Here is a 25,061-nt window from a genome sequence, read left to right as displayed (position 1 = left end):
GACAATTCTTTGTCAATTCTCGGTCAGTGGTTGCGTTCTGGCTAACTCCCTAGCACGGTATAACTCGCCGGGTACGTATCGACCGACGACAAGGAGCGATCAATGCCGATGCTACCCACCAGTGGGGTTGGGATCGAAGGGGCGCGGCTTACCCGGCGCGGCTTCATGGCGGCCGGCATCGCGGGCGGGCTGACGCTGGCAGCCTGCGGCAACTCCAAGCCCCAGGAACTGAGCAGTGCCGACAAGATGGCGGCCGCGATCGCTGCCGCGGAAGCGGCGCGGCCCCACAGCGGTCGCACGGTAAACGTCAGTTTGACGCCGCAACTGGCGCAGATCGATCTGGGCGGACCGGTCGTGAAGACGCTGGCCTTCGGTGACACGATTCCGGGACCGCTGATCCGGGCCAGGGTCGGCGACGAGCTCGTGGTCAAGGTCACGAACAAGCTCGACCATATGACGTCGGTGCATTGGCACGGCATCGCGTTGCGCAACAACATGGATGGCGCGGAGCCGGCCACTCCGAACATCGAAGCCGGCCAGGAGTTCACCTACCAGTTCTCGGCGCCGAACTCCGGCACCTACTGGGCCCATCCCCACACCGGCCTCGACGAAGACACCGGCCTGTACCTGCCGGTCATCATCGACGACCCCACCGAGGGCAACTACGACGCCGAATGGGTTGTGGTCCTTGACGACTGGACCGACGGTGTGGGGAAGAGCCCACAACAGCTCTACGAGGAATTGACCAATCCGAACAAGCCGAGCATGTCCAACATGCCCGCCGCAACCTCGACACCCCCGACGACCCCGACCACGTCGACGACGCCCACCACTTCGACCGGCGAGACCACTTCGGCGAGCCCGACGAGCTCGACCAGCCCGACGACCTCTGCGGCCGCGCCGCCGACAGGGCGCGTCGGAAACAGCGACCTGCTGGGCGGCGACGCCGGAGACATCGCCTATCCGTACTACTTGATCAACGGCCGAATTCCCGCGGCTCCCACCACCTTCAATGCGAAGCCGGGCCAGCGGATCCGGATCCGTTTCATCAACACCGGCTCCGACACCACCTTCCGCGTCGCGCTAGCCGGCCATCCCATGACGGTCACCCACACTGACGGTTACGCCGTCGTGCCCCGCCAGGTCGACGCCCTGCTGATCGGGATGGCCGAACGGTACGACGTCATCGTGACCGCCGCCGACGGAGTCTTCCCGTTGGTCGCCATGGCCGAGGGCAAAGGGGCGCTGGCGCGTGCCCTGCTGTCCACCGGAAAGGGCAGCCCGCCCGATCCGCAATTCCAGCCGGCCGAACTCACCAGGCGCGTGGGCACCGTCGAGATGTTCGCCGCCGCAACGTCGGCCATGTTGAGTCGGCCCGAACCGGGACTCAACCTTGCGGTTGTCCTGGGTGGCAACATGGTCCAATACGACTGGACGATCAACGGCGAGCCCTACAGCAAGACCAACCCGCTACACGTTGCGCAGGGACAGCGACCCACCCTCACCTTCGACAACACCACCATGATGTATCACCCAATCCACCTGCACGGGCACACATTCCAGCTGATCAACGCCGACGGCTCGCTCGGTGCCCGCAAGGACACCGTGATGGTGCTGCCCAAACAGAAGATCCTGGCCGTCCTGGTGGCCGACAACCCCGGGGTGTGGCAGATGCATTGCCACAACACCTACCACCAGGTCGCCGGGATGATGACCCGGTTGGAATACGTCTTCTAAGAAGCCAGAAATTCCAGCAGCAAGTCGTTGACCGCCGACGGCTGCTCGATCTGCGGGCAGTGGCCCGCGCCGGCGACCACCACCGACCGGGCACCGTCGATTTGCTTGGCGATCTCGGCCGCCCAGCCCGGCGGCAGGAGTTTGTCCTCTCCTCCTTCGACGACCAGCGTCGGCACCCGGATGCGTTCGTAGGCCCGGGTGGCCGGCGGGGTCGGGGGCCGCGACGCGCCGGGCCGGCGGAAGCGGGCCGCGGCCACCGCCTCCCACGCCCCGGGCGCGGTGCTCGACTCGTAACGGCGGCCCACGTATTCCTCGTCGGCCGGATAGCCGGGGTCACAGAACAGGGCTTCGACGATGCGGCGCATGGCCGGCAGGCTCGCGTCGTACTCCTGTAGTGCCTCAAAGTGCTTGTTCTGCTGGATCTCTCCGCCCCCGCAGATGATCGCCAAGCTACGGATCGGCAATAGTGGTGCCTGTGACGTGGTGTCGTTGAGCAGGTTGATGGCACCCATGGAGTTGCCGGCGAAATGCGCCGAGTCGATACCGAGTACCTCGCAAAAGCGGGCCACATGCCGTATCCGCATCCCCCGGCCGTCGACGAAGTCGATCACCTTCGCCGATTTGCCGTACCCCAGCATGTCCGGCGCCAGCACCCGGTAGCCACCCGCGGCAAGCGCGGAAATGTTGCGTTCCCAACCGAGTTCGGCGCTGGCTCCGAATTCACCGCCGTGCAGCAGCACCACCGGATCGCCGTCGCCGGCCTCGAGATAGCCCGTGGTCAGGCCGTCGACCAGCATGGTCTTGCGCTCAAAGCCCATCACTTGATCGCGATCGGGTTGACGGGAGAGCCCACGGCGCCAACAACTCTCAGCGGCGGGGCGACGAGCTGGAATTCGTAGACACCATCGGCGGCGCAGTCCTCGGCCAGTGCGGTGAGGTCCCAGTATTCGCCGAACATCATGCCCATATCGCGCAAGCAGAGCAGATGCAGGGGCAGGAATACGCCCTCCACTCCCGACACCAGGTCCTCGACCTGGAGGTTGTCGGCCGCGACCGCGGCGACCTCATGGTCGTGCAGCCACGAAGCGCAGCTCCAGTCCAGCCCGGAAAAGGCTTCGGTCTTGTTGCCGGTCTGCGCGAACCTGGTCCACCAGCCGGTCCGGATCAGCACGATGTCGCCTCGGCCGATTGTCACGCCCTGCGCGCGCGCGACATCGTCCAGTTCTTCCGGCGAGATCGGATTCCCCTGCTCGAGAAAGACTTTCGCGCCGCGGTGGCGAACCAGGTCCAGCAGCACGCCGCGCGACGTGATGCCCTTGCCGTCGACCTTGTCGATGCCGCAATGGACGGCGCCCATGCTGGTCACCGAATTCGCCGGAAAGCCGTTGTAGAGCTGGTCGTCGTAGTAGACGTGCGACAGTGCATCCCACTGGCTTGCCGCTTGCAACGGCATGATGATCAAGTCGTCGTTGAAGCGGAACGGATTGTCGTCGTTCATGTAACTGCTGAGCTGTTTGGCTATCGGGTTGCTCGCCCAGCCGGGCCCGTACTGGGCCAGCGTCTTCGCGTCCCCCCCATCGATGGTCATGACGTGGACGGGATTGTGCCGATATTCGAACGCGCCCTGCGGCCCCGACGCACCGAAATCAACGCCCAGCGGAAAGACCTTGCCGTGCTTGGCCAGACTGGCGGCCTCGGCCACCTTGTCGGCGGTGATGAAGTTCAGAGTGCCGAGTTCGTCGCTGTTCCCCCACCGCCCCCAGTTGGAGACGTCACGCGCGACCCGCCGAAAATCAGTCAAGTCGGCCACGGGGGGCTCCTTCCTCGAGTTCACGAGCAATCGTCGCGCCCACGTTTCCGCCGTCGACCCAGATGATCTGTCCCGTGATGTAGCTGGCTGCACCACTATTCAAGAAGAGCAGCACCGCGGCCTGCTCGGCGGGGTCGGAAACCCGGCCCAGCGGCTTGGGGATGTCGTCGAGAAAGCCCTGCCCGTACGCCGTCCGCAACTGATCCAGGATCGGCGTCTCGGTGACCCCGGGCCCGGTGCAGTTGATCCGAATACCCTTGGCGCCCAGCGGCGTAGCGCTGCGCATGGTGTAGAAGATGATCGCTTCCTTGGACAGTTGGTAGCCGTTGCCCAACACATCGGGATTCGCGCGGCACCAGTCGATGCCCTGTTGCATCGTCGCGGTGTTCAGCAGTGGCGCCACCGCGGCCGCATGTTCCCGATAGGCGGCCGCCGCGAGCGAGGACACGCTCACGATCGAGGACCCCGCCGCCATCTTGGGGACCAGCGCCTCGGTGACCTGCCGCAGGCCCAGGAAGTTGATCGTGGCAACCAGCGACGGGTTACCGATCCCGGAGGAGACGCCGGCGACGTTGAAGAGCACATCGACCGGTCCGCTGATGGACGCTACCGCGGCATCGATGGACGCGGGGTCGGCGAGGTCGACCTCATGAAACTCGTTGACCTCGAACGGCGGTCGGCGTTTGTCCAGCCCGACGACCTGCGCCCTGAGCTCGGTGAGCTGGCGCACCACATGTTCGCCGATGCCCGACGCACATCCGGTGACCACCGCACGGCGGCCGTCGTATCGCCACAACCCGTCGATTGCTCCCACGCTTTTCCTAAGACCAAAGGCCTTCCGAATTCACTTGCCGCGCTCCTCCTTTGCGCGCTGTGCCGCTTGGACACGGCCCTCGTTGATCTCCGCCATGGCCTCGGGGATCTCGCTGGCGGTGAACTTACCGCCCCGGCCGGTGGGCAGGCCGCCGAAGGAGTAGTTCTCGTCGAATGTCGGTGCGGTCGACTTGGGCCGGCGCGCCTCGACCTTCTCGATGACCGGTTCTAGCCGTTTGGCCTTCTCGGCCACCGCCTTCTTGTCGCGCTCGATGAACTCGGGCAGCACCTCTTTGCCCATCAGCTCGATGGACTCCATGGTGCCCTCGTGGCTGCGCGGATTGAGCAGCAGGATGATCTCGTCGACGCCGCTTTCTTCGTAGCCGCGCAGGAACTCGCGTACGGTGGCCGGCGACCCGATCGCGCCGCGGCCGGGCCCGTAGGCCAGCGTCGGATCCTTTTCGACCTCTTCGAGGTAGCGGTTCCAAACCCCGGTCCGGCCGGGAGTGTGCACGCCGGTCATGTAGTAGTGCATGATGCCGAACGAGAAGAATCCGCCGCCCTGCCCGAGTCGCTCCAAGGCCTGCTCGTCGGTCTTGGCGACCATCATCGACAGGTCACCGCCGATGGCCAGGATGTTCGGGTTGATCCGCGGCGTGACCGGCACGCCGTTCTCCTCGAACTCCTTGTAGTAGCCGTTGACCCGCTCGGTCAGCGGCCCGGGTCCGGTGTAGGCGAAACTCAAAGCCCCGATGGCCTTTTGGGCGGCCATCTGCACGCTGGCCGGCCGGGTGCACGCGACCCAGACGGGGGGATGTGGCTTCTGCAGTGGCTTGGGCACCACGTTGCGCGCCGGCATCTGGACGTGCTCGCCCTGGAACCCGGAGAACGGTTCCTCGATCATGCAGCGGATCGAGACCTCGAGCGCCTCTTCCCACTGCGCGCGCTTGTCGGCGGGATCGATGTTGAATCCGCCCAGCTCACCGACGGAGGAGGATTCGCCGGTGCCGAACTCGACGCGCCCGTTGGACAACAGGTCCAGGGTGGCAATGCGTTCGGCCACCCGCGCGGGGTGATTCACCACGGGCGGCATGTGCATGATGCCGAACCCGAGCCGGATGTTCTTGGTCCGCTGGCTCGCCGCGGCCAGGAAGATCTCCGGCGCGGTGGAGTGACAGTACTCCTCGAGGAAGTGGTGCTCGGTCAGCCAGACGGTCGAGAACCCCGCCTTGTCGGCGGCCTCCACCTCGTCCAGGCAGTCCTGCATCATGATGTGTTCGTCATCGGGCGCCCACGGACGGGGTAGAGCGAACTCGTAGAACAGTGAAATTTTCATTGTTACCTCCTTAAGAGACTAGGCCTGGCTGGCAAGGTGTTTCGCGGCGACGAAGCCGAAGGTCATGGCGGGGCCGATGGTCGCCCCGGCGCCCGCATAGCTGCGGCCCATCACCGGCGCGGAGGTGTTACCCACCGCGTACAGCCCGGACACGATGGTGCCGTCGGGCCGCAGCACTCGGGCGTATTCGTCGGTCAGCAGACCACCCGAGGTCCCGAGGTCGCCGAGCACGATGCGGAACGCGTAGTAGGGCGGGTCGCCCAACGGATACAGATTGGGGTTGGGCAGGGTCGGATCGCCGTAGTAGTTGTCGTAGACGCTGTCCCCTCGGTTGAAATCGTCGTCGTGACCCCTGCACGCGAGTTCGTTGAAACGCGCTGCGGTGGCGCGAAGTTCGGCTGCCGGGACACCGATTTTGGTCGCCATCTCGTCCCAGCTGGTCGCCGCCTTGACGACGCCGGACTCCAGCCAGGCCTTCGGGATCTTGCGCCCGGTGGGTACCGGAGCGCCGGGGATCTTCGGTAGCGGCAGGTGGCCGCCGACGACGTAGCGCTTCCACGAGCGATGGTCGGTGATCAACCAGCACGGGATGTGGGGTACCCCGGATTTCTGGCCGTCGATCATGGCGTGGCCGAAGTCCATGTACGGCGCCGCTTCGTTGATGAACCGCTTGCCCTCGCCGTTGACGATGAACTGCGACGGCATCATCCGTTCGTTGAGCATGAATTGCATTCGGCCGTCCGGCCATTGGATGGCCGGGAACCACCAGGCCTCGTCCAGCAGATCGGTCGCCGCGCCCACCTTTTCACCGGCGCGGATGCCGTCGCCCATCGCGACGGGGTTGCCGAAGCTCCAGTCCTGGTCTACAACGGGCAGCTGCTCCTTGCGCCAGGCGAGGTCGTGATCGAAGCCCCCGGAAGCCAGGATGACGCCCCGGCGGGCACCGATGCGTTGCTTGGCGCCGTCCCGTTCGAGCACCGCTCCGCTCACCGATCCGTCGGCGTCGGTGAGCAACTCGATCATCGGCGCGTCCAGCCACAGCGGAATACCGTTCTCCCGCATGGCCAGCCGCAGCCGGGCCACCAGCGACTGGCCGATCGCGGCCATCCGCTCGTTGAAGGCTCGCGCCTTGAACATCCGCCAGACCAGCTTGAGCAGCACGCCCTTGCCGGCCCACGACTGCCTGATTCGGTAGAAGGTGCGAAGGTCTTTGGGGCCCAGCCAGATTCCCCGGGGAGCAAGCGCCAGCGGCTTGAGCATCAGCTGCTCGTCGGCACCCAGCTTCCGCAGATCGATGGCCGGCACGTTGATGGTGCTACCGAGTTCGGAGCCGCCGGGCAACTCCGGGTAGTAGTCGGCATAGCCGGGCTTCCAGACGAATTCGAACCAGCTGGAGAGCCCTTCGAGGAACTCCAGCATTTTCGGCGCCGACTCGACGTACTGGCGGATGCGCGCCTCGCTGACCAGGCCCTCGGTGATCCTGAGTAGGTATTCGACCACGCCTTCGGGATCCGGGGAGTAGCCCTCGCGCCGTTGTGCGGGCGCACCGGGAACCCAGATGCCGCCGCCGGACAACGCGGTGGAACCGCCGAAATAGGAAGCTTTTTCGACCACCAGCGCATCGAGGCCGCAGGCATGCGCGGTCAGAGCGGCGGCCATGCCGCCACCGCCGGAGCCGACGATCAATACGTCGACGACGTGATCGAAGCCGTTCGTATCCGTCATGCCGGCATCGCCGTCCTGATCGCGAACCCGGCGATCAGCTCTTCGGCCGGCTTGTAGTAGCGCAGCGCCGTCTCGTAGCGGCCCGCGGTCTCCAGTGCGGCGAAAGCCGCTATCCAGGTGCGGACTTCGTGCGCGGAGCTGCCACCCTCGTAAAGCACGAACGCGTTCGACCAGAGGTTGAACTCGTCGAGCCGGCCGGCGTCGATGATCTCCAGGAAGCGGTGGTCCCACGCCGGATTCAGCGGTTGCAGATCACTCTCGCCGCCGGCGAAGGCCTTGGCCGCCTCGATGACGGCGGCCTGCCTGGCTTGCCGTTGCTCTGGTGTCATCGGCCGGCCCTGCACGATGCGCTCCCGGACCGCTTCGGGCGCGGTCGCCAGCGTCGGCACCGGCGGACTGTGCGAGAGTCCACCGGACCCGATCACCAAGACTCGCTTGTCCACGGTGGCCAGATAGTTGCCGACGGCAGCGCCCAGTGCGCGGCACCGGTGCAGCGGTCCCAGCGGCACCGCGACCGCATTGACGAAAATCGGTATGACCGAACGCGACAACGCGTCCCCGAACAGCTTCTCCAGCGGCTGGACGGTGCCGTGATCGACGTCCATGCTGGCCGATACCGCCACGTCGACGCCCGCGTCGAGAACGGCCTCGGCGCACTGCGAGGCCAGCTCGGTCGGGACGTCGAGCGGACCGGCATGCGTTCCGTAATCGCCAACCCCGGTGGCGTTCAAGCCGATACAGAACGACGGCATCGTCTTGTAGAAGAAACCGTTGTAGTGGTCCGGCGAAAAGATGACGACAAGCTCGGGATCGTAATCGCGGACGAATTCGGCAGCCTGCGCGATGGCGCCTTCGACGTCCTCAAGCAGGTCCCGCGACGGCCCCGGAAGATTCAGGAGCGGGCTGTGGGACATACAGCACAGAGCCATTGCCACTGTCGACATCACCCCCTTTCGGGATGAGCGTGAGGGCATCGAGCAGCGACGCGCTGAGTTCGGGAGAGAGCTGGGCGATGCAGGCACCCGCGATGCACCGATCGGGACGCAGGAACACCACCGATTCGGGGTGCACGTCGAACCAGGCCTTGAGGCCTCCGGTGCGATCGCCCACGACGACGACATCCGGGTCGTCGTGCCCGGTCCAGTGCAGCTGAGTCTGCGGCCGCAGCGCAACAAAGCGGGCGCCCAATGCCTTCCACTTCGCAAACGCCTCGTCTCCGAGAATCATGCGCGGGTTGTTGTTCCAGCACAGCACCGCGAACCACGGGCCCAACACGTCGTCCAGCAGGACGTCTTGCCGAGTCCGGGTGTCGACCCGGGGCTGGATGAACAGCGTGCCGGCCGGCGATTCACCGCGGTGCGACGCCGAATGCACAACGGCCCCATGCTCGTAGCGCGGCATCGGCTTGAAGCGCATCTCGAGCACATAACGCTTGAGCGTGGGCACGATTGACGCCGACCGCACCAGCAGGTCGCGCGCGGTGGCGACGCGACGGTTGGTCGGCGAGATGACCCGGCCCACCATCGTGGACAGGTCGATCATGGCTCGCGCGTGCTTGCGTCGTTCCATGTCGTAGGTGTCCAGCAATTTGTCGTCGGCCAGGCCGTTGACCACCGCGGCCAGTTTCCAGCCCAGGTTCGCCGCGTCCCGGATTCCGCTGTTGTAGCCCTGCCCCTGCCACACCGGCATCAGGTGCGCGGCGTCGCCGGCCAGCAACAGCCGGCCGCTGCGGAACGCCCCGGCGATTCGCGAATGGTGGGTGTACACGCGGCGCCGGATCACGTCGACCCGGTCGGGTTGCGGCACCATGCGGGCCAGCATCTGCTGCAGGAACGCCGGGTCCTCGGCCTGCTCGTCGGTCTCGTCGGCGTGAATCATGAACTCGAAGCGGCGAATTCCGTGCGCGATCGAAATCGACGCATACGGACGTTCGGGGTCGGCACCCACCTCACTGTTGGGGTGACCCAGCGGGTCGTTGGCGATGTCGACCACCAGCCACCGCGTCGACGACGTCGTCCCGTCGAACGACACCCCCATCACCCGGCGGGTCATACTGCGACCGCCGTCGCAGCCCACGACGTAGCGGGCGCGCACCGTCGAGCTCTCGCCGTCGCCGCCGAGTTCGACCGTGACCCCGTCGGCGGTTTCCGCGCAGGCCGTCATCGGCCGGCTCCAGCGCACCTCGACACAGTCGAATCTGTCCAGGCCGGCCAGCAGTTCGGCGTCGACGAGCGGCTGGACGAATCCGTTGCGCTTCGGCCAACCGAAACGCGCGTCGGGCGGCGCCATTTCGGCGAGCACCCGGCGCTTGCCGTCGAAGAAACGCAGGATCTGGTTCGGCACCGTGTGCGGCAGGACGCGATCGACCAGCCCGATCGACTGGAAGGTGCGCAACGACTCGTCGTCCAGGCCGACTCCGCGGGGGTAGTCGATGAGCGTGTCCCGCTCGTCGACCAGCAGCGTGCGGACACCTTGGGCGCCAAGGATATTGGCCAGCGTCAAGCCGACCGGACCCGCGCCGACGATGACGACGTCGACATCTGGTTTCTGGTGCCCATCTGTTGCCATCAGCGTCCCAGCAGGAAGTCGAGATGCAACTGGTTGAAGGTCTTGGCGTCCTCGTACTGCGGCCAGTGACCACAACCGGGCATCACCTCGAAGCGCGCGCCCGGGATCATCGATGCCATCCGCCGTCCCTCGGTGACGTCGGCGGTGGGGTCGTCACTGGTCCACAGCACCAGTGTCGGCGCGACGATCGACCCGTATTCGGCCGGGCCGAGAATGTTGCGCGCGCGAATCTCGGGGTCCTGCAACGCCATGATGTCGCTCATGGCCGAGACGAATCCCGGTTGCCGGTACACCCGTTGGCGGCTGGCGACCAGGTCGTCGTAATCCTTGGACTTGTCGGCCATCAGCCATTTGATGCGGGCTTGCACCGTCTCCCAGGTCGGATTCTCCGCGGCCGCCATGGACAGCGTGATGATCCGTTTCATCACCACCGGATCGGCCTGGGAGCCGCCGGCGGTGTTGAGGACAAGTCGCTCAACCACATCCGGATGGTCGACCGCGGTGCGGGCGGCCACCCAGCCGCCGAGCGATTCGCCGCTGATGCAGGCGCGGTTCACACCGATGGTGCGCAACACGGCCATCAGGTGCTCGACGTAATGGCTGACCTCCAGCGGGTGGCCCGGCTTGTCGGTGTACCCGTGCCCCAGCATGTCGATCGACCAGGTCCAGAAATGTTCGGCGTGCGCACCCAGATTGCGCACGTAAGCCTCGGCGTGGCCGCCGGATCCGTGCAGCAGCATCAACACCGGCTTGCCGGGATCGCCGGCGCGCAAGTAGCGGGTCCGGACTCCGCCGGCGTTGAGATAGCCCTGCTCAAACGCGACCCCCTGCAGGTCACTCCAGATGCTCTCGAACTCGGCCACGGTTCCTCTCTGCCTACTACTGGTGGAAATCTGGTTCTCGTTTTAGACTTACCATGTGTGCGAATATCGCACACTAGCGTGCGTTATATAATAGAGCTTCGCTCTCGCGTGGAGGTATGTCAAGGCTGTGACGGGTTCGGGTACCGGCTCGCAGACGCTGGCCAGGGGGATCACCGCGCTGCAATTGGTGGCGGATTCCCCGGCCGGACTGACCGTCCAGCAGCTCGCCGACCAGATCGGGGTGCACCGGACCATCGCCTACCGCCTGCTGTCGACACTGGCCCAATTTCGGTTGGTGGCCAAGGGAGAAGACGGGCGCTACCGGCCGGCCGCCGGCCTCGCGGTGCTCGGCGCCTCGTTCGACCGCAATGTGCGCCAGCTGAGCCTGCCGACGCTGCGTGCCCTGGCCGACGAGCTGGGCACCACGGTGTCGTTGCTCGTCGCCGAGGGCGATCAGCAGGTGGCGGTCGCGGTGATCGTGCCGAGCCACGTCGCCTACCAACTGTCCTTCCACGAGGGCAGCCGGTATCCGCTCGATCGCGGGGCCGCCGGAATCGCCTTGCTCGCAAGCCTGCCCCCGCGCCCGGGCGAACGGGATCTGGTGTCCCGAGCGCGCGAGCGTGGCTGGGTGACGACCTACGGCGAGATCGAACCGAACACCTACGGCCTGGCCGTGGCCGTCGACCGCCCGGCACCGTCCCCCCCGACTTGCATCAACCTCATCTCCCACCGGGAAGACGTCGTGATGCGCGGCCGGGAGGCGGTCGTCAAAGCCGCCAAGCAGTTGTCCGAGCTGCTGAGCTGAAGGGATTGCAGTTGATGTCTTGGGACTCCGAAGTCGATGTCGTCGTGCTCGGCACCGGCGGGGCCGGGCTGACCGCCGCACTGTCGGCGGTGGCCGCCGGCGCCTCCGTCGCGGTGTTCGAGAAGGCCCCGACCGTCGGCGGGACCACCGCGGTCTCGGGTGGCGTCGTGTGGATCCCCGCCCATAACCGTTCTCCCGAAGGCGAATTGACGGAAACCGACGCGCTGCGCTACCTGCGCGCACAGTCCTTCGGCACGATGGACGACGCGCTGGTCGAGACGTTCGTGCGGACCGGCCCGAGGATGTTGGAATTCGTCGAGGGCCACAGCGCCCTGCGCTTCGAAATCGCCGCCGGTTTCCCCGATTACCGCCCGGAGCTGCCGGGCGGGCAGCCGAAGGGGGGCCGGTCGCTGAGTGCGGGCCCCTTCGACCTGAACCAGATCGGCGAGTGGGGCAATCGGATCACGTCGTTTCCCGCCGACTGGTCCAACGTCGGTATCGATGCCGAAACCCGGGCGCGCCTGCACGTCACGGTCGAGGAGGGCAGCGATCTGTGTGTCGCCGGCACCGCGCTGATCGCGGGGCTGCTCAAGGGATTACTCGACGCCGGGGTAACACCGCGGACCAACGCCCGCGCCGAGGAACTCATTGCCGAGGACGGCGAAATCACCGGTGTTCGAATTGCCCTGGCCGGCAAGCGCATCAACGTGCGCGCGCGCCGAGGGGTGGTCCTGGGTGTCGGTGGCTTCGAATGGGATCCGAGTCTGGTACAAGCCTTCCTGCGCGGCCCGATGCACGGTGCGGTCTCGCCGCCGAACAACACCGGCGACGGGCTGCGGATGGCAATGGCCCACGGCGCGGATCTGGCCAACATGGGCGAGGCGTGGTGGGTCCCGATCGTGCAGATCCCCGGCGACACCATCGAGGGCAAGCAGCGCAGCCGCAGCGTGCGACTGGAGCGGACGCGGCCGAGAAGCATCATCGTCAACCAGGCCGGGCACCGATTCGTCAACGAGGCATGCGATTACAACTCGATGGCCGGGGCGTTCCACTACCTGGACCCCCGGGGCGGGTACGTCAACGATCGCGGCTGGATGGTGTTCGATTCAGTTCACTTGCAGCGCTATGGATTTCTGGGTATCGCTCCTGGCGAGCCGGTACCCGACTGGTTCTGCGAATCCGCGGACCTCAATGAACTGGGCGCCAAGACCGGTATCGACGCCGAGGGTCTGATCCGCACGATCGAGCAGTGGAACCGTCACGTCGCCGCGGATGCCGATCCCGACTTCGGCCGCGGTTCCAGTGCGTACGACGGCTATTGGGGCGACGACAGCGCCACCACGGCCGCCGGAAAGACGCTCGGCCCGATCGACACCGCGCCGTATTACGCGGTGCCGGTGTGCATCGGTGCGATGGGCACCAAGGGCGGGCCGCGCACCGACCACGACGGTCGGGTGCTGCACGTCAGCGGGGAGCCCATCCCGGGCCTGTTCGCCGCGGGCAATGCGATGGCCGGTGCGACCGGACGGGCCTACGGCGGCGCCGGCGGAACCATCGGTCCGGCAATGGTTTTCGGTTACCGCGCGGGCTACGCCGCGGCCACCGGGAAGTCCGTCGACCTGCGGTAGCCGTGGCCTGTCACCGCGACACTTAAACCTTGGCGGCGACACGCCGTGCGGGGCCGCAATGGTTTAAGTCTCGCGCGCGGTTGCTATCGGAACGGCACCCGCGCGGGTCACGACTTCAGCGGCATTTCCACGCAGATGTGAGTGCCCACCGGGGCATCGAGGAAGAGGAAGATGCCGCCGGCCGCATCCACCCGCGTCCGATGCGATTCCAATCCGATGTGGCCCTCCCCCAGACGGCGCGCCATGGTCTCACCGTCGAATCCGACCCCATCATCGGTCACGTTCAACACACATCTGCGGTCGGTGATCCCGAGCGTGACCGATGCGTGCTGAGCGTTCGAGTGGTGCACAACATTGGACAGCAGTTCGCGGACCACGCCGAAGATGATCCGGTCGATCTCATCGCGGATCGGGTAATCGATATCGGTGCTGACCTCGATGCCCGAACGTCGCTGGGTGTAGGAGGCCAACTCCTGCACCGCGGCTCCCAGGCCGGCCTGCTCGAGCACCGCCGGATGCAATTCAAAAGTGGCCTGCCGCAAGCTCTGCGAGGCGGTCTGAAGACCGGCGAGCGCGCGCTCGACACGGTCGTCACCGGGGTGCGCGGCCCTGATCTCGACGACCTCCTGGCGCACCGCCAGAACATCTTGCAGCGGTCCGTCGTGAATAGATTCCGAAATGCGGCGCTGCAGCACGTCGGAGGCGGTCATCGTCTGGGCGAGCAATTCTTCCCGCAGCGCGCTCAGCCCCGCGATAGCGCGCGTGTGCCGCTCCTCCGTGCGTACCGCCAGGTAGGCCGTGCCGCAGAGAACGGCGTAAAGCGCGAACCGAAACAGGCACTCGGAGAGTCCGAATTCGTCTCGCATCGATGGATCTTCAAGCACCGCAACGAGAAACCCCACCATCGAGCAGGCCAGCACCACTGCCGCCCGCCGCGACGAGACATCGAGGCCGATGAAGATGGGGAGCACCATCATGATCAGCAGTGGATCTATGCCGTCGGTAGACAACACCTGAAAGACCGTCACCGTCACGACGTCAATGACAGTGAATCCGAATGGCTCGAGGCGGCCGATCCCGATCAACCGCCCCCGCTGGAGCCATTGAAACGGAGAAAACGCGCGCGCCAGAGCACAGAGCGCGATTACCACGTACAGGATGATCAATACGCTTTGCTGGCGCCATTCATGACGAGGAGTACCGATGATCATGGCGGCGACCATCAGCGCCACCACGCCGATCCGTATCACCGACGCGATTCGGTACGAACGCAGCTGATGAACCCTGCGTGCTCGCTGCAGTTCTGCGTCGCCGATCTCCGTCACCCGATCACCGTAACCATGGATGTCGGTTCCCCCGAAGCAACTAGAGGAAATACCAAGCAGCAAGCCCCGAACTTCCCACTTCACCTTTGCCCTAACCGGCTAAGCTGTCCGCCATGACTGGCGGAGCAACGCCCGAGAAGGTCCGCGTCGTTGTCGGCGACGATCACCCGCTCTTCCGTGAAGGCGTTGTGCGCGCACTTGCGCTCAGCGGTGAGGTGAACGTCGTCGGCGAGGCGGACGACGGCACGCAAGCGCTGGAACTGATCAAGGAGCACCGGCCCGACGTCGCGTTGCTCGACTTCCGGATGCCCGGCATGGATGGCGCGCAGGTGGCCGCGGCGGTGCGCAGCAACGAATTGCCCACCCGCGTGTTGCTGCTGTCGGCCCACGACGAGGCGGCGATCGTGTATCAGGCGCTGCAACAGGGTGCCGCCGGTTTTCTGCTCAAGGACTCGACGCGCACCGAGATCGTCAAAGCCGTACTCGATTGCGCGAACGGAAACGACGTGGTCGCACCCTCGCTGGCCGGAGGCCTTGCCGCGCAGATTCGGCAGCGAGCCGAACCGTCGGCTCCGGTCCTGTCCGCCCGGGAGCGCGAGGTACTCAATCGGATTGCTCGCGGTCAAAGCATCCCCGCGATCGCGGGCGAGCTGTTCGTGGCACCGTCCACGGTCAAAACGCACGTGCAACGGCTATACGAGAAGCTCGGGGTCAGCGATCGTGCGGCCGCTGTCGCCGAGGCAATGCGGCAAGGTCTGCTCAACTAGCTGCCGGCCAGCTTTCCGGCTCCCGAATCGGCGCCGGCTGCTCTTCGGCCAACATCGCCCTCGCGTGGGCCTCGGCCTCGGCGACCAGGTGGCGCGCCCGGCGCTCCACCTCGTAGAGGTGGCCGGCACTGATGCCGCCGCTGATCAGACGCTGCCTTTCGAAGACCAGGGGGTCGACCGAGGAGACACCAATCGCGCGTCGGGTCACTGCCTGAACCAGAACGGGACCTTCGCCCGCGCTTGCGCGTTGCACGGCTTCGGCAACCGAGTTACGAACCGCCTCAACGTCGTTGCCGTCGACGGCAAGCACCGGCATGCCGTGGTAGTCGGCCGTGTCGGTGGCCTGACGTGCGTTCTCGACGACGAACACCACCGGAAGCTGCCAGGACATGGCGATCTGCGCGGCCTCGGCGAAGTCCGCGGACTTCACATCGCGAGTTTGCATGGCGCACACCGTGACTCTGCCGTCGTCGATCAGCTGCTTGCCGTAGGCGTGGCCCACGGCCAGCAGCGGTGACTGCTGCAAAGCGCTTGAGGAGGCGGACAATCCACGAATCGACGCCACGAACGGAGCGGCCTCGTCGCTGTCCGGGCCGAAGTCGGGGCCGATCAGTGCGGCGATGGCCGGACCCAGCGGCAGCGAGCAACCGATCTGCTGGGCGTGCTGCAGATGGATGATGCCGGTGGTCATGAGGTCGCCCGGACGAAGTGCCGCGGCGGTGCCGATGGCGACGGCCTCCTGGCCGCATGCGGTCTGCACCGGCTGGTTGAGACGACCGTCGATGCGCAACTCCTCCACCGCCATGTCGAGCAGGCGCAAGACCCACATTTGGCGGTACAGCTCCAGCTGGTCGCGTAACCGTGCCGCTGACATTTCGGGTGTGCGAGTCATCTTCGGGGTCTCCTTAACTCGTCGTGGATACCAGAGTTAAGTTAGGCCGGTTTAGCTGGGCAAACCTCCGCCGATCGGGCCAGAATCCAGATGAACGCCTTGTCCCCCGATCGGGGGACAAGCGAAGATCAGTCCTGGTCCTGACCTGCGCGCAACAGCAGTCGCGCGGCGGCCGAGTAGGGGTCGTCCCGGCCGTCGACCACCGACTGGGCGAGCCCTTCGAGATCCGGCTGGGACCGCAACTGGCTTTGAGCCAGCGACAGGATTTGGGCGCGGGCGCGCGCCACCCGACGCTCCCGGCTGTCGGTGCGGTGATGATCGTCGATGGCGGCGAGCAGGTCGTCGACCCCCTCACCCCGGGCGGCGATCAGGCTGACGATGGGAGCCTTGGTCTCGGCCCGCAGGTCGCGCACCGTCTGTTCGGCACCTTCGCGGTCGGCCTTGTTGACCGCCACGATGTCGGCGACTTCCAGCACGCCGGCCTTCGCGGCCTGCACGGCGTCTCCCGCCCCCGGGTTGAGAATGACGATGGTGGGGTCGGCCACGGCGGCAATCTCGATCTCCGACTGCCCCACCCCCACGGTTTCCAGCAGCACCGTGTCGTAACCGATCGCGCCCAGCAGGCGAATGGCCGCCGGGACCGCGGCGGCCAGACCGCCGAGGTGTCCGCGGCTTGCCACCGAGCGAATCAGCACGTCAGAGTCGTTGATATGCGCGGCCATTCGGATGCGATCTCCCAGTATCGCGCCGCCGCTGAACGGCGATGAGGGGTCCACGGCCAGCACGGCCACCCGGCAGCCACGCTCGCGATAGGCGCCGACGAGGGCCGCGACCGTGGTCGACTTACCCGCGCCGGGCGGCCCGGTGATACCGACGACGCGCACCGAGAGCGCGCTTGCCGGGCCGATGCCGGCCAGCACCTCGTCGCGCTGGTCGCCCTCGACGAGGCTGAGCAGCCGACCCGCCGCGCGCTGAGATCCGTTGCGCGCTCCGGCGATTAGGTCGGCGATGGTCATGAACACATTATGGAGACGCGCGGGGCGGACACGATCACAGCTTCAGGCACGGCTCTTCTCCAGTTCAGACGGCGCAGCGCGGGATATGAGAGCGGGCCGCAGATTCATGAGAACAACATTCTCTCAGAATGAGAGTCTTAGTTGCAAGGATGTACCTCGTGGGCGATCGGCACGCGGACTACGATTTCGTGCGATCCGCGGACACTGCTCTTTCGGACGTAGGGAGGCGGCGCGCAGCCATGACTCACTCAGAGGGGACCATCGCGGTCCCGGGCGGAAAGGTTTGGTTCAAACGCGTCGGCGGTGGGCCGGGTCTTCCGCTGCTGGTCATTCACGGCGGGCCCGGCGTACCGCACAACTATCTGCTTTCGCTGCAACGCCTGGCGGATGAACGCGAGGTCATCTTCTGGGATCAGCTCGGCTGCGGAAACTCCGAATGCCCGTCGGACACCCAACTTTGGACGATTCAACGCTCGGTCGCCGAAGTGGACGCCGTCATCGGTGCGCTCGGCCTGGAACGCTTCCACATGTTCGGCAACTCGTGGGGCGGAATGCTGGCACAGCAGTACCTGCTCGACGTCCCGTCGACCGCGGTCAGCCTGACGATCTCGAACAGCATCGCGTCCATCCCGGCGTTTTCGGACATGGTCACCCGGCTCAAGCGCGACTTGGACCCGGACACCCAATCCGCCATCGACCGCCACGAAGCCGCCGGCACCACACACTCGCCCGAATACCAGGACGCAATCCGCACCTGGAACGAGACGTATCTGTGCCGCGTTCACCCGTGGCCGCCGGAGCTTCAGGAAGCGTTCATCCGGATGGGAGCCGAAGTCTTCGAAACGATGTTCGGCCCCAGCGACTTTCGCATCGTCGGGAACGTCAGCAACTGGGACGTATTCGACCGGTTGACCGAGATCACCCTGCCGACCCTCGTCGTCGCGGGCAGGTACGACGAATGCGACCACGAGCATATGTGGGCAATGCACCAACGGATCAAGGACTCGCGGTTCGAGTTGTTCGAGTCGAGTTCGCACATGCCGTTCATCGAAGAACCGGACCGGTTCGATGAGGTGATGCGGGACTTCTTGCGGCATCACGACCTCTGAGCCCGGGCCCGAAGACCATCGCCGCTGGTGAGCGGACGGGGTGACCGACACCACACCAGACGCGCCGATTAAAACGTTGCTGGGCCGACCTCTTCGGGTACGGGCATTAGACCATCAACGTCTCACCAAGGGGGCTCCATCATGAGTGACCGCGACAATGGAATCGTGGAAGGCATCAAGGGCATCATCGAGGATGCCATCGGAAAGACCAAGGAGATCGTCGGCATCCTGATCGACAACGAAAGTCTCCGCAAGGAAGGTCGCGCCCAGCAGGACAAGGCCAAAGCGCAGCGCGACGTGGCCAAGAAGGAGGCCCAGGCCGAGGCAGCGCGCGGTGCCGAGAAGACGGCCGAAGCCCGCGAGAAGGCCGCGGCTAAGAGCTAGTCACGCCCGCCAACGGACTGAGCCGCGAGGTGCGGCTCAGTTCTTGGCGGCGTTGAACTTGGCGACGTTGGCCCGGAAGTCCTCGGTCACGAACGACTGACTTTCGGCCGCCAGGGCATAGTCCAGGCTGGCCAGCACCGCCCGCTCCAGGTGAATGTTGAGCACCCGTTTGGTGCTCTCAACGGCTTGCTGCGGCAACTCCAAAATCTTTTTGGCACAAGCGATTGCCTCCGCGACCGGGTCGTCCGCCACATGGTTGGCCAGCCCGAGTTCGACGGCGCGCTGCGCTTTGATGCGAGTGCCGGTCAGCGCGTACTCCTTGGCCAGCAACAGGCTGATATGCAGCGGCCAGGTCAGCGGCCCACCGTCGGCGGCGACCAAACCCACCTGCACGTGCGGGTCGGCGAGGTAGGCGTCTTCGGCGATGTAGACGATGTCGCTCAGCGCCACCAGGCTGCAGCCCAGCCCGACGGCGGGCCCATTTACCGCCGCCACCAAAGGAATTCGGCATCGTGCCATGCCCAATACGATCTCGCGTCCGTCGCGGATGGTTTTGGCCCGCAGGTCGGCGTCGTTGGACAGTTCCTCGAGATAACCGAAATCGCCACCGGCCGAAAATGCCCGGCCCGCGCCGGTAATCACCGCCGCGCGAGCGCCTGGGTCATCAGTCAACCGCTGCCATATCCGCGCGAGCCCGGAGTGCAGATCATCGTTGACCGAGTTCAGCGAATCCGGCCGGTTCAGCGTGATGATCCGCAGCGCACCGTCGGCGCGGACGTCGATTTCAGCAGGCATGTCGTACACGTCAGACTCCCAATCCCAAGATGCGTGAAGCGATGATATTTTTCTGTATCTGCGATGTCCCGCCCATGACACTCTGCGCGCGGCTGTACAGGTAGGCACTGAGCAGATCCGGATCGCGGGTCCCGGCGACCGCCAGTGCGGCATGCCCAACGGATTGCTCGACCCAGGTCATCAGTAACTTGTCCAGCGAGCCTTCCGACCCGTGCGACACCCCATCCAGCTGTTCGGACAACCGCCGCCGCACGTGATGCGTCAGCATGTCCGACTGAACCGCCGCCCAGGCGAGCTCCTCAGGAACCGGGCTTTCGCGATCAATCCAGTGCGCCAACAGTTGTCGGACGAGCTTGCCGTATCGGGCGGCGTAACCGAGGGTGGACGGTTCGCGCTCGTGCCCGACGACGGTCATCGCGACCGCCCAGCCGTCACCGGGGGCACCGACCATCCGGTCGGCCGGCACCGTGGCGCCGTCGAAGAACACCTGACCGAATTCGTTGGTGACCCCGTTCATCATCTGCAGCGGACGTTGTTGCACACCAGGCTGTTTCATCGCGATCACGAACGCAGACAGTCCCCGGTGTCGCTTCGCCTCGGGATCGGTACGGGCCAGCAGCAGACACCAGTCGGCCACGTCGGAGTAGCTCGTCCAGATCTTGTGACCGTGGATGACGTAGTTGTCGCCGACCCGGGTGGCGGTCGTGGTCAGCGATGCCAGGTCCGAGCCGGCGCCCGGTTCGCTAAAGCCTTGGCACCAGCGCTCGGTGCCGTTGATGATGCCGGGCAGGAAGCGTTTCCGGACCTCATCGCTGGCGTGTTCGCCGATGCCGTACACCAGGTAGCCAACACTCGGGCGCGGCGGGGCACCGGCGCGCACCAGCTCCTCGTCGACGATGACGTCGTACACCGGCGCCAGGTCCTGCCCGCCCCAATCGCGTGGCCAGGACAGGCCGAAAAAGCCGTTCTCGTACAGGGCGCGATGCCAGTCGGCCATGCGCTCCCAGTACTCGTCGCCGGAGCCGGAGTATTCCTTGGCGTGCGCCGAAAGCCAGGTGCGCAGTCGATCGCGGAAGGCCGCCTCTTCGGGTGAGTCACGAAAGTCCAAGATCGATCTCCTTCAACGTGACGGGCCACAGCTCTGTCGAGGTCAGGGCGCGGCGCAGGTAGACGTGCGCGATGCATTCCCAGGTATTGCCGATGCCGCCGTGCACCTGAACCGCGGTCTCGCAGACCGTTCTGGTGGCACGCGCGCAGTAGACCTTCGCGATCTGGGCGGCCCGGATGGCCTGCGCCGGCTCGAGTTCGTCGACACCCCAGGCGGCGTGCCGCAGCACGCTGACCGAACCTTCAATCAGGGCAAGGCTTTCGGCCAGCAGGTGGGCGACGGCCTGATACGAGCCGATCTGCTTGCCGTACTGCTCGCGGATTTTCGCGTAGTCGCACGCGACGGCCTGCGCGCCCCGGGCGATTCCGACCAGGTCCGCCGAAGTGGTGACCAACGCGAGCGCATACCAGCGGGCCACCGCGTCGTCGGCCAGCTCGCCCAGTGTCTCGGGGGAGTCCGCCAATTCGGCTTCGGCTCTGGTCAAGTCGGCGCCGGCGCGCACGGCGCCGAGGTCCGCAGCCAGCACCGTGTTGCCGCCGAGCGACAAGGCGCGACGGGCGCCGCGCGCGTCGATCGCGCGATCGTCGAAGGCCACCGTCGCGTCGGCGGCGTCGGCACCGACGCGATGTGCGAGGTCGTCGGCCAGCACCGGACCCAGGAACGGTGTGTCGACCAACCGGCGCCCGAATTCCTCAGCGACAATGGCGACCTCGACGCCGGAGGCTCCGTCGGAGCGCAGCGATCTCCAGCCCGTCGCCGCAATCTGCTTGTCCAGCCTGGCAATTCGGCTGTCGTCGGCGAGGTCCGCCACGGTGGCCGGCCCGAGATCATCGGCCAGCTTCGCGGCGGCATCACGCAACTGTTGCTGTTCAGCTGTCAGACGTACATCCATAGCGCTCCTTCAGCACTCGGCGCAGCACCTTGCCCGAAGGCAGGCGGGGGATATCAGGCACGAACACGACCCGGCTCAGATGCTTGTAGGACGCCAGCTTCTCATCCACCCGGGCGGTGAGGGCGGCAGCGTCGACCGGCGCGTGCGTGGCGACCGCGGCAACGACGGCTTCCCCGTTGATCCCGTCCGGAATTCCAAACACCGCACAGTCTTTGACGGCGGGATGCCCGTGCAACACCGTCTCGATTTCGGCCGGTGCGACCTGAAAGCCGCGCACCTTGATCATCTCTTTGAGGCGGTCGGTGATGCGCAGCCAACGATCGGCGTCGAGCCAGCCGACGTCCCCGGTGCGATACCAGCCGTCGCACATCGCCTCGGCCGTCGCGTCGGCCGGCAGGTAGCCCGCCATCAGCGAGCTGGACCGCGCCTGGATCTCACCGACCTCGCCCGGGCCGACCGGCTGACCGGTCTCGAGGGAGACGACCCGTAGCTCGACTCCCGGTACCGGGCGCCCGACGGTGTCTAGCCGGGCACCGTCGAGCGGATTGCAGGCGATGACAGGCAGTTCCGTGGTGCCGTAGGCGGGAAGCCATCCGACGCCGGTGCGCCGCGTGACGGTCTCGGCGACGCTGGCGCTGACCGGCGTTGCGCCCCACATGATGTAGCGCAGTGACGACAAATCGTATGACTCGAGTGTCGGATGCGCGGCGATGGCCAGGGCGATGGGCGCGACCGCCATTTCGATGGTGATGCGGTCTTTTTCGATGTGGTCGAGCATCCGGTCGATATCGAAGCGACGGTGCAGTCGCAGCCAGGCACCGGTCCGCAGCGCGGTGATGATGTTGAGCAGACCCAGGATGTGCGAGGGCGGGGTGGCTACCTGGATTCGGTCCTGCCGGGTGAGTTGCAACGCGTCGCGCCAGTGCCGCGCCGCGTCGGTCAACGCGGCGTGGGTGTGCCGGACCGCCTTCGGTAGACCCGTGGTGCCCGAACTGAACACCAGCACCGCATCGGCGCGCGGCGGTGCCGACATCGGTATCGGCTCGGCGGGGGCGACGGGTTCATCGAGGTGCAGCATCGGCATCAGCCCGGCCAGCACCGGATGGTCCCCGACGGCATGCCCCGGGTCGGTCAACGCCAGCGCGTGGTCGACCTCGTCGCGCTTCCATGCGGGACTGATCAGCACCGCAGTCGCATCGAGCCGCCAGATCCCCAGCAGGACGGCGACGAACTCCGGCCGGTTCGACGACATGACGGCAACGCGCTGGCCCGCGGCGACACCGTTCTTGCCCAGCGCCGCGGCCAGACCGTTGGCCATCGTGTCGAGCTGGGGCAGGCTGAAATGCCGTTCCTCAAACACGAGCGCGGCCGGCTCGGTCACGTCCTGTCCTTCCCCGCAGGCCAGGCTGACCCGACATCGGCGCAGTAGAGAAGATGCTATCGGTTAGTGAGAATAGTATTCTCTATACTGAAGAACGCAAGTACGGGTGGGGGCGGCCGTTCCAGCGTGCGGCGCTCGCCGCGACGACCGAGGAGACTCCAAGGGTGGCAGATCCCACGACAAACGGTGCCGAGCCCGGCACGGTGACGATCTACCTGGAACGCAAGAAGGCGACGGTGCCGCTCGTTCCCGGCGAGACGCTGCTGGAAAGCGCACGACGGGCCGGCCTGGATCCGCCGTTCAACTGCGAGGCCGGCAACTGCGGCACCTGCATGGCGCTTCTGGAGGACGGTCACGCGACCATGCGGATTAATGACGCTCTCGACGACGACGAAGTGGAAGACGGCTACATTTTGACGTGCCAGGGTGTACCCGACACGGATTCCGTCACGGTGCGCTACGAATAGTCACGAAAGAGGTGGCGACGATGGCCAAGGGCATCATGCTCGTGGAGAGTCGACCAAGTTCGCCCGAACGCGAGCAGGAGTACAACACCTGGTACGACGAAGTCCATCTGCCCGAACTAGTGGCTCTGGACGGAATCGTCTCGGCGCGACGGCTGCGTCCGGTCAACGGCGAGGGCCCCTATGTCGCCATCTACGAGATCGAGGGTGACGATCTGCAGGCCGTGCTGGACAACATGATCGCCAATGCCGGCAAGCTGACGATGTCCGACGCACTGCTGCTGGATCCCGCGCCGATCCCACGACTGCTGGAGACGACGACCGAACGCGACGGCTAGCCGCAGTCGGCTGCGCCGCCGCACGGGAGAGGAAACCCTGATGGATGTCGACGACCTGATCCTGGTGAGCATTGACGACCACGTGGTCGAGCCGCCGGACATGTTCCTGCGCCACGTGCCGGCCAAGTACAAGCCCGAGGCCCCGATCGTCGTGGTCGACGACAACGGCGTCGACCAGTGGATGTACCAGGGCAGGCCGCAGGGCGTGAGCGGACTGAACGCCGTGGTGTCATGGCCGGCCGAGGAATGGGGCCGCGATCCGGCCGGTTTCGCCGAAATGCGCCCGGGCGTCTACGACGTCCACGAGCGCGTTCGGGACATGAACCGCAACGGCATCCTCGCGTCGATGTGCTTCCCGACGTTCACCGGCTTCTCCGCGCGGCACCTCAACATGCACCGCGAGGAGGCGACGCTGGTGATGGTGGCGGCCTACAACGACTGGCACATCGACGAGTGGGCCGGCTCGTACCCGGACCGGTTCATCCCGATCGCGATTCTGCCGACCTGGAATCCGGAGGCCATGTGCGCCGAGATCCGCCGGGTCGCGGCCAAGGGCTGCCGGGCGGTGACGATGCCGGAATTGCCGCATCTGGAAGGCCTTCCGAGCTACCACGACGACGACTACTGGGGCCCGGTGTTCCGCACGCTGTCCGAAGAGAACGTGGTGATGTGTCTGCACATCGGCACCGGATTCGGGGCGATCAGCATGGCCCCCAACGCGCCGATCGACAACATGATCATTCTGGCCACGCAGGTCTCGGCGATGTGCGCGCAGGATCTGTTGTGGGGCCCCGCGATGCGCAACTATCCCGACCTGAAGTTCGCGTTCTCCGAGGGTGGCATCGGCTGGATTCCGTTCTACCTGGACCGCAGCGACCGCCACTACACCAACCAGAAGTGGCTGCGCCGCGACTTCGGCTCTCAACTGCCCAGCGACGTGTTCCGTGAGCATTCGCTGGCCTGCTACGTCACCGACAAGACGTCGTTGAAGCTGCGGCACGAGATCGGCATCGACATCATCGCCTGGGAGTGCGACTACCCGCACTCGGACTGCTTCTGGCCCGATGCGCCCGAGCAGGTGCTGGCCGAGCTGAATGCCGCCGGCGCCGACGACTCCGACATCAACAAGATCACCTGGGGCAACGCCTGCCGGTTCTTCAGCTGGGACCCGTTCGCCCGCACCGCCCGCGATCAGGCGACCGTTAAAGCGCTGCGCGCCAAGGCGACTGACGTGGACGTGTCCATCCGGCCGCGCGCCGAGTGGGCGCGACTCTACGAGGAAAAGCAAGCCGCCGTCTTTTGATG

General features: G+C 66.0%; 24 protein-coding genes. 9 read left to right on the top strand and 15 right to left on the bottom strand.

The genetic code is table 11. The features are described from left to right. Positions 1 to 102 precede the first annotated feature (102 nt). Positions 103 to 1,737, top strand: coding sequence for a multicopper oxidase family protein (locus tag G6N55_RS21325; protein WP_085223715.1), 1,635 nt, complete (start codon positions 103 to 105; stop codon positions 1,735 to 1,737). Here the strand turns inward: G6N55_RS21325 and G6N55_RS21320 are convergent. Genes G6N55_RS21320 through G6N55_RS21285 form a run of 8 tightly spaced genes read right to left on the bottom strand, consistent with a single transcriptional unit; the run spans position 1,734 to position 10,852 of the window. Continuing rightward, positions 1,734 to 2,555 (bottom strand): alpha/beta fold hydrolase, encoded by an 822-nt coding sequence (locus tag G6N55_RS21320; RefSeq protein WP_085223713.1) that lies wholly within the window; start codon positions 2,553 to 2,555, stop codon positions 1,734 to 1,736. The two genes, G6N55_RS21325 and G6N55_RS21320, sit on opposite strands and share 4 nt — an antisense overlap. Continuing rightward, positions 2,555 to 3,547: a cyclase family protein gene (locus tag G6N55_RS21315; RefSeq protein WP_085223711.1), complete on the bottom strand. Its 993-nt coding sequence runs from the start codon at positions 3,545 to 3,547 to the stop codon at positions 2,555 to 2,557. Before G6N55_RS21315 ends, G6N55_RS21320 begins: the two co-directional genes overlap by 1 nt. After that, positions 3,531 to 4,361, bottom strand: coding sequence for a coniferyl-alcohol dehydrogenase (locus G6N55_RS21310; protein WP_085223709.1), 831 nt, complete (start codon positions 4,359 to 4,361; stop codon positions 3,531 to 3,533). The genes G6N55_RS21315 and G6N55_RS21310 overlap by 17 nt, the downstream gene beginning before the upstream one ends. Before the next feature lie 30 nt (positions 4,362 to 4,391). Continuing rightward, complete coding sequence (locus G6N55_RS21305; protein WP_085223707.1) at positions 4,392 to 5,696, bottom strand: LLM class flavin-dependent oxidoreductase; 1,305 nt, start codon at positions 5,694 to 5,696, stop codon at positions 4,392 to 4,394. A gap of 18 nt (positions 5,697 to 5,714) precedes the next feature. Next, positions 5,715 to 7,421 (bottom strand): FAD-binding protein, encoded by a 1,707-nt coding sequence (locus tag G6N55_RS21300; RefSeq protein WP_085223705.1) that lies wholly within the window; start codon positions 7,419 to 7,421, stop codon positions 5,715 to 5,717. Then, the gene (locus tag G6N55_RS21295; RefSeq protein WP_232078812.1) at positions 7,418 to 8,335 is read right to left on the bottom strand and encodes a 3-carboxyethylcatechol 2,3-dioxygenase; all 918 of its coding nucleotides are present in this window, start codon (positions 8,333 to 8,335) and stop codon (positions 7,418 to 7,420) included. Before G6N55_RS21295 ends, G6N55_RS21300 begins: the two co-directional genes overlap by 4 nt. Further along, the gene (locus G6N55_RS21290) at positions 8,283 to 9,989 is read right to left on the bottom strand and encodes a bifunctional 3-(3-hydroxy-phenyl)propionate/3-hydroxycinnamic acid hydroxylase (RefSeq protein WP_085223700.1); all 1,707 of its coding nucleotides are present in this window, start codon (positions 9,987 to 9,989) and stop codon (positions 8,283 to 8,285) included. Before G6N55_RS21290 ends, G6N55_RS21295 begins: the two co-directional genes overlap by 53 nt. After that, positions 9,989 to 10,852: an alpha/beta fold hydrolase gene (locus G6N55_RS21285; RefSeq protein WP_036471557.1), complete on the bottom strand. Its 864-nt coding sequence runs from the start codon at positions 10,850 to 10,852 to the stop codon at positions 9,989 to 9,991. The genes G6N55_RS21290 and G6N55_RS21285 overlap by 1 nt, the downstream gene beginning before the upstream one ends. Before the next feature lie 127 nt (positions 10,853 to 10,979). Between G6N55_RS21285 and G6N55_RS21280 the strand changes: the two genes are divergently transcribed. Further along, positions 10,980 to 11,657: an IclR family transcriptional regulator gene (locus G6N55_RS21280; protein ID WP_036471559.1), complete on the top strand. Its 678-nt coding sequence runs from the start codon at positions 10,980 to 10,982 to the stop codon at positions 11,655 to 11,657. A gap of 14 nt (positions 11,658 to 11,671) precedes the next feature. Further along, on the top strand, positions 11,672 to 13,285 hold the full coding sequence (locus G6N55_RS21275) for an FAD-dependent oxidoreductase (protein WP_085223698.1): 1,614 nt from the start codon (positions 11,672 to 11,674) through the stop codon (positions 13,283 to 13,285). Between the two features lie 107 nt (positions 13,286 to 13,392). Here the strand turns inward: G6N55_RS21275 and G6N55_RS21270 are convergent, their stop codons facing one another. Next, a complete protein-coding gene (locus G6N55_RS21270) occupies positions 13,393 to 14,610 on the bottom strand; it encodes a sensor histidine kinase (protein WP_139826940.1) in 1,218 nt (405 codons plus the stop codon). A gap of 113 nt (positions 14,611 to 14,723) precedes the next feature. Here G6N55_RS21270 and G6N55_RS21265 point away from each other — a divergent pair, with 113 nt between their 5' ends. Next, on the top strand, positions 14,724 to 15,377 hold the full coding sequence (locus G6N55_RS21265; protein ID WP_085223696.1) for a response regulator: 654 nt from the start codon (positions 14,724 to 14,726) through the stop codon (positions 15,375 to 15,377). Here the strand turns inward: G6N55_RS21265 and G6N55_RS21260 are convergent. Continuing rightward, on the bottom strand, positions 15,370 to 16,269 hold the full coding sequence (locus tag G6N55_RS21260) for a thiamine pyrophosphate-dependent enzyme (protein WP_085223694.1): 900 nt from the start codon (positions 16,267 to 16,269) through the stop codon (positions 15,370 to 15,372). The two genes, G6N55_RS21265 and G6N55_RS21260, sit on opposite strands and share 8 nt — an antisense overlap. 128 nt (positions 16,270 to 16,397) lie before the next feature. After that, positions 16,398 to 17,285, bottom strand: a complete 888-nt coding sequence (gene meaB, locus G6N55_RS21255; protein ID WP_085223978.1) for a methylmalonyl Co-A mutase-associated GTPase MeaB — start codon at positions 17,283 to 17,285, stop codon at positions 16,398 to 16,400. 239 nt (positions 17,286 to 17,524) lie between these two features. On the opposite strand from meaB, the gene G6N55_RS21250 reads away from it, so the two are divergent. Then, positions 17,525 to 18,394, top strand: a complete 870-nt coding sequence (locus G6N55_RS21250) for a proline iminopeptidase-family hydrolase (protein WP_085223692.1) — start codon at positions 17,525 to 17,527, stop codon at positions 18,392 to 18,394. 141 nt (positions 18,395 to 18,535) lie between these two features. Beyond that, positions 18,536 to 18,778: a microaggregate-binding protein 1 gene (gene mbp1 / locus G6N55_RS21245; protein WP_085223690.1), complete on the top strand. Its 243-nt coding sequence runs from the start codon at positions 18,536 to 18,538 to the stop codon at positions 18,776 to 18,778. Between the two features lie 36 nt (positions 18,779 to 18,814). Here mbp1 and G6N55_RS21240 read toward each other — a convergent pair whose 3' ends face one another. Genes G6N55_RS21240 through G6N55_RS21225 form a run of 4 tightly spaced genes read right to left on the bottom strand, consistent with a single transcriptional unit; the run spans position 18,815 to position 22,954 of the window. Next, positions 18,815 to 19,582: an enoyl-CoA hydratase/isomerase family protein gene (locus G6N55_RS21240; protein WP_085223688.1), complete on the bottom strand. Its 768-nt coding sequence runs from the start codon at positions 19,580 to 19,582 to the stop codon at positions 18,815 to 18,817. A gap of 1 nt (position 19,583) precedes the next feature. Then, complete coding sequence (locus G6N55_RS21235) at positions 19,584 to 20,681, bottom strand: acyl-CoA dehydrogenase family protein (protein ID WP_085223686.1); 1,098 nt, start codon at positions 20,679 to 20,681, stop codon at positions 19,584 to 19,586. Continuing rightward, positions 20,668 to 21,573 carry an acyl-CoA dehydrogenase family protein gene (locus G6N55_RS21230; RefSeq protein ID WP_085223684.1) on the bottom strand — a complete coding sequence of 302 codons (906 nt, stop codon included), beginning with the start codon at positions 21,571 to 21,573 and terminating at the stop codon, positions 20,668 to 20,670. The genes G6N55_RS21235 and G6N55_RS21230 overlap by 14 nt, the downstream gene beginning before the upstream one ends. Next, a complete protein-coding gene (locus G6N55_RS21225; protein ID WP_085223682.1) occupies positions 21,551 to 22,954 on the bottom strand; it encodes a class I adenylate-forming enzyme family protein in 1,404 nt (467 codons plus the stop codon). The genes G6N55_RS21230 and G6N55_RS21225 overlap by 23 nt, the downstream gene beginning before the upstream one ends. 164 nt (positions 22,955 to 23,118) lie before the next feature. Here G6N55_RS21225 and G6N55_RS21220 point away from each other — a divergent pair, with 164 nt between their 5' ends. From G6N55_RS21220 to G6N55_RS21210, 3 genes are read left to right on the top strand one after another with little or no spacing between them, the layout of a single operon-like run. Further along, positions 23,119 to 23,421 (top strand): 2Fe-2S iron-sulfur cluster-binding protein, encoded by a 303-nt coding sequence (locus tag G6N55_RS21220; RefSeq protein WP_232078811.1) that lies wholly within the window; start codon positions 23,119 to 23,121, stop codon positions 23,419 to 23,421. Positions 23,422 to 23,441: 20 nt separating this feature from the next. Further along, complete coding sequence (locus G6N55_RS21215; protein WP_085223976.1) at positions 23,442 to 23,756, top strand: DUF4286 family protein; 315 nt, start codon at positions 23,442 to 23,444, stop codon at positions 23,754 to 23,756. A 40-nt stretch (positions 23,757 to 23,796) separates the two neighbouring features. Then, a complete protein-coding gene (locus G6N55_RS21210; RefSeq protein ID WP_085223678.1) occupies positions 23,797 to 25,059 on the top strand; it encodes an amidohydrolase family protein in 1,263 nt (420 codons plus the stop codon). Positions 25,060 to 25,061 lie beyond the last annotated feature (2 nt).

Source organism: Mycobacterium florentinum, from assembly GCF_010730355.1.
Lineage (GTDB): Bacteria > Actinomycetota > Actinomycetes > Mycobacteriales > Mycobacteriaceae > Mycobacterium > Mycobacterium florentinum.
The sequence above is the reverse complement of the archived record's forward strand: the minus strand, read 5'-3'. Positions and strand labels throughout refer to the sequence as shown.